At 73.8% G+C, this 4,181-nt stretch carries 3 protein-coding genes; all 3 read left to right on the top strand.

Annotated elements, in window-relative coordinates:
- Nucleotides 1-56: 56 nt before the first annotated feature.
- Nucleotides 57-950 carry an ABC transporter permease gene (locus NS184_RS07760; protein WP_058725550.1) on the top strand — a complete coding sequence of 298 codons (894 nt, stop codon included), beginning with the start codon at nucleotides 57-59 and terminating at the stop codon, nucleotides 948-950.
- Nucleotides 947-2,761 carry a dipeptide ABC transporter ATP-binding protein gene (locus tag NS184_RS07755; RefSeq protein ID WP_058725549.1) on the top strand — a complete coding sequence of 605 codons (1,815 nt, stop codon included), beginning with the start codon at nucleotides 947-949 and terminating at the stop codon, nucleotides 2,759-2,761. Before NS184_RS07760 ends, NS184_RS07755 begins: the two co-directional genes overlap by 4 nt.
- On the top strand, nucleotides 2,758-4,181 hold a 1,424-nt coding region (locus NS184_RS07750; RefSeq protein ID WP_152998112.1), incomplete at its 3' end, for a CocE/NonD family hydrolase. The genes NS184_RS07755 and NS184_RS07750, both read left to right, overlap by 4 nt.

Below are 4,181 nucleotides of genomic sequence, written 5' to 3'. Positions count from 1 at the left end.
CGGCGGACCCGGGTCCGCCGCGCGGGCACGACGAGCCGATCCAGGAAGGTAGCCGCATGACCGCCGTCGCTCCCCGCCCCACCGGCACCCTGCGACCCGGCGCGGTCCGTCGTGTCCTCGCCCCGCTGCGCGGCTCCACCGCCCTGTCCGTCGGGCTCGGTCTCATCGCCCTCCACCTCGTGCTCGCGGTGCTCGCGCCCGTGATCGCCGGTCACAGCCCGGTCGCGACGAACGCCGGCGACGTCCTCTCCGGTCCGACGTGGACGCACTGGCTCGGCACCGACCAGTACGGCCGCGACGTGCTGTCCCGCACGCTCAACGGCGGTCGGTACGCCCTGCTCGTGACCTTCCTCGCGACGACGATCGCAGTCGCGGTGGGCACCGTGCTCGGCGCCGTCACCGCGTACGCCGACAACTGGTTCGACGAGGTCGTGATGCGCATCGTCGACGCCCTGCTCAGCGTGCCCTCGATCCTCGCGCTCCTCGTCGTCGTGACGGTCTTCGACGCCGGGCTCTGGGTCATCGTGCTCGCCGTCACGATCGTCTACGCCCCCGCCGTGACCCGCGTGGTCCGCGGTGCCGCCCGCACCGTCATCACGCAGGACTACGTCACCGCGGCGCGTGCCCGCGGGGAGCGCCCGCTGTCGATCGTGTTCCGGGAGATCCTGCCGAACGTGCTCGACGTGGTGCTCGTCGAGTACGCCATGCGGGCGTCGTGGATCGTGCTGCTCGTCGCGTCGCTGTCCTTCCTCGGGTTCGGCGCGAACCCGCCGACGCCGGACTGGGGACTCATGGTGCAGGAGAACCGGACGGCGTTGACCGTCGTGCCGCTCGGCACACTCGCGCCGATCGTCGCCCTCGCGACCCTCGTGGTCGGACTCAACCTCGCCGCGGACGGGCTCGCGAAGTCCCTCGGCGTCGACCGTGCGAAGCAGGGAGCGAGCGCATGACCGCCACAGCCACGACCGCCACGACCGCTCCGGGTACGGCCGCACCCGGCCCCGTCGTGCAGGTCGACGACCTCGCGATCTCCTACGCCGCGGGGTCCCGCACCGTCCCGGTCGTCCGCGGGGTGTCGTTCGCCATCGCCGCCGGCCGGACCCTCGGGCTCGTCGGGGAGTCCGGGAGCGGGAAGTCGACCGTCGCCCGCTCGCTCCTCGCCCACCTCCGTGCCGGTTCCGTGGTGGAACGCGGCACGGTCCGGGTCGGTGGCGAGGACGTCTTCGCGCTCTCGCCCGCCGGACGTCGCGCGCTCCGCGGCGGGACCGCGAGCGTCGTCGCGCAGAACGCCGGACAGGCGCTGACGCCGTCGATGCGGATCGGCGAGCAGATCCGCGAGGCCCTCCGGGCACACGGCGAACCCGACGGACCCGAGCGGGCCGTCGAGCTCGCACGCCTGGTCCGTCTGCCGTCGCCCGGGACGATCGTCCGGCGCTTCCCGCACCAGCTCTCGGGTGGGCAGCAGCAGCGCGTCGCCATCGCGATGGCGGTCGCCGCCCGGCCTCGGGTCCTGGTGCTCGACGAACCCACGACGGCACTCGACGTGGTCACGCAGGCGGCGGTCCTCGACCTCGTCGCGGAGCTCGGCCGTGAGCTCGGCATGGCGGTCCTCCTCGTCAGCCACGACCTCGGCGTGGTGTCGGCCATGGCCGACGAGATCGCGGTCATGCGCGACGGCGAGGTCGTCGAACACGCCGCGACGACCGCGCTGTTCGCCTCGCCGCAGCACGAGTACACGCGTGCCCTGTTGGCCGCGGTGCCGGACGGGCGACGGCCTGGAGGCACGGATCGCCCCGCCCTGGAGGGGACCGTCTCCGGGACGGTCACCGACGACGCGACCCGCACCGGGCCTCCCGTCGGCACGCGTCCGGTGGTGACGGCCGAGGACCTGGTGATCCGGTACGGACCCGGCCTTCCGGCCGCCGTCGACGGTGTCTCGTTCACGGTCGGTCCGCGCGAGACGCTCGCGGTCGTTGGGGAGTCCGGCAGCGGCAAGTCGACGCTCGCGACCGCCCTCGCGGGGTTGGTGCCGGCCGAGTCGGGGACGTTCGCGTTCGACGACGGCACGGTGGCCGGCGACCTCGGCGTGCCGGTCGCCGGACGGTCGCCCGGACTGCGGCGCGCGGTGCAGCTCGTGTTCCAGAACGCGGACACGTCGCTCAACCCCCGCCGGACCGTGGGCGCGGCGATCGCCCGGCCGCTGCGACTCTTCACCGGGTCGTCCTCGAGGGCGCGGGTCGGCGAGCTGTTGACGCTCGTGGGCCTCGGTCCGGAGTTCGCGGACCGGCTGCCGGCGCAGCTGTCCGGTGGGCAGCGGCAGCGGGTGGGGATCGCCCGTGCGCTCGCTGCGGAGCCGCGGCTCGTGATCGCGGACGAGATCACCACGGCACTCGACGTGCAGGTGCAGGCGGGGATCCTCGCGCTGCTCGCCGACCTGCAGCGCGAGCGGGGACTCAGCTGCCTGTTCATCAGCCACGACCTCGCCGTCGTGCGCGGCGTCGCGGACCGGGTCGCCGTGATGACCGGTGGCCGGATCGTGGAGATCGGGCCGACGGAGGCGGTGTTCGGCGGGCCGAACCACCCGTACACGTCGACGCTCCTCGCTGCCACGCTCGAACCGGGGAGCACCGAGCTGCCGGACGTCGACGACGGCGTGCAGCACTGGCGACACGCGGAGGGGTGGACCGACCACGGTGGCGGTCACCTCGTCCGGGACTGGAGCGACCACGACGTGGTCGTCGGGGAGGGGGTCGGCGCATGAGTCTGCGCTCGAGTGGGGAACGCTTCACCGCGATCGGGTCGCCCGACGGGCTGCCGGACGGCGTCGTGGTGCGCGACGAGTGGATCCCGATGCCGGACGGGGTGCGGCTGCACGCCCGGATCTGGTCACCGGCGTCCGCGTCGCCGTCCGGGTCGCCTTCGTCCGCGTCGCCTTCGACCTCGTCGCCTTCGACCGCGTCGCCGGTCCAGCCGGTCCCGGTGCTGCTCGAGTACCTGCCGTACCGGCTCGACGACTGGACCGCGCCCCGCGACTCGGAGCGGCACCCCTGGTACGCGGCGCACGGGTACGCCTCGGTGCGGGTCGACATCCGCGGGACGGGGTCGTCCGACGGGTTCTTCGACGACGAGTACAGCGAACAGGAGCTGCGCGACGGCGAGGCCGTGATCGCGTGGCTCGCGGACCAGCCGTGGTCGACCGGTTCGGTCGGCATGTTCGGCATCTCGTGGGGCGGGTTCAACGCCCTGCAGCTCGCGGCGCGCGCCCCCGAGGCGCTGAAGGCGATCGTGACCGTCTGCTCGACCGACGACCGCTACGACAACGACGTGCACTACGTCGGCGGGGCGCTCCTCGGGATCGACATGGCCGCGTGGGGTGCGACCATGTTCGCGTTCAACTCGCGGCCGCCCCGGCCCGAGGTCGTCGGCGATGAATGGGTCGAGCGGTGGCGTGAGCGGCTCGACGCGAACCGGCCGATGACGCCGACGTGGCTGGCCCACCAGGAGCGAGACGAGTACTGGCGGCACGGCAGCGCCGCCGAGGACTACGCCGGGATCTCCGCCGCGGTCCTCGCCGTCGGCGGCTGGGCGGACCCCTACCGGGACGCCGTCCTGCGGCTGGTCGCGAACGTGTCGGCGCCGGTGAAGGGCATCGTCGGGCCGTGGTCACACCAGTACCCGGACCGAGGCCTCGCACCGGGGCCGTCGATCGGGTTCCTGCAGGAGACCCTGCGCTGGTGGGACCGCTGGCTGCGCGGGGTCGACACCGGTGTCGAGCAGGACCCGGCGCTCCGCGCCTGGATCAACGAGGGCGAGCCGCCCGCGACGTACTACGAGCAGCGGCGCGGGCGCTGGGTGGGCGCCGAGGCATGGCCGTCCGCGGCCACGTCGGTGCGGTCGCTCCCGCTGGCGGCGCTGCGGGGTGGCACGGACGGCGCGGTCGTCGTGCGGTCGCCCGAGCACACCGGTGTCGATGCCGGCCGGTTCTTCCCGTTCGGGAACACCACCGACCTGCCCCCTGACCAGCGCGCCGAGGACGGCCGGTCGGTCTGCTTCGACCTGCCGGTTGACGAACCGTACGACCTGCTCGGCAACGTCCTGGTCGACCTCGCCGTCACGAGCGACCAGCCACGCGCCACCGTGACGGTACGCCTGTGCGACGTCGCGCCCGACGGGTCCTCGAC

Origin of the sequence: Curtobacterium luteum (assembly GCF_001475545.1) — a bacterium.
Taxonomy (GTDB): Bacteria; Actinomycetota; Actinomycetes; order Actinomycetales; family Microbacteriaceae; genus Curtobacterium; species Curtobacterium luteum_A.
This window is presented reverse-complemented; position numbering and strand designations above follow the sequence as displayed.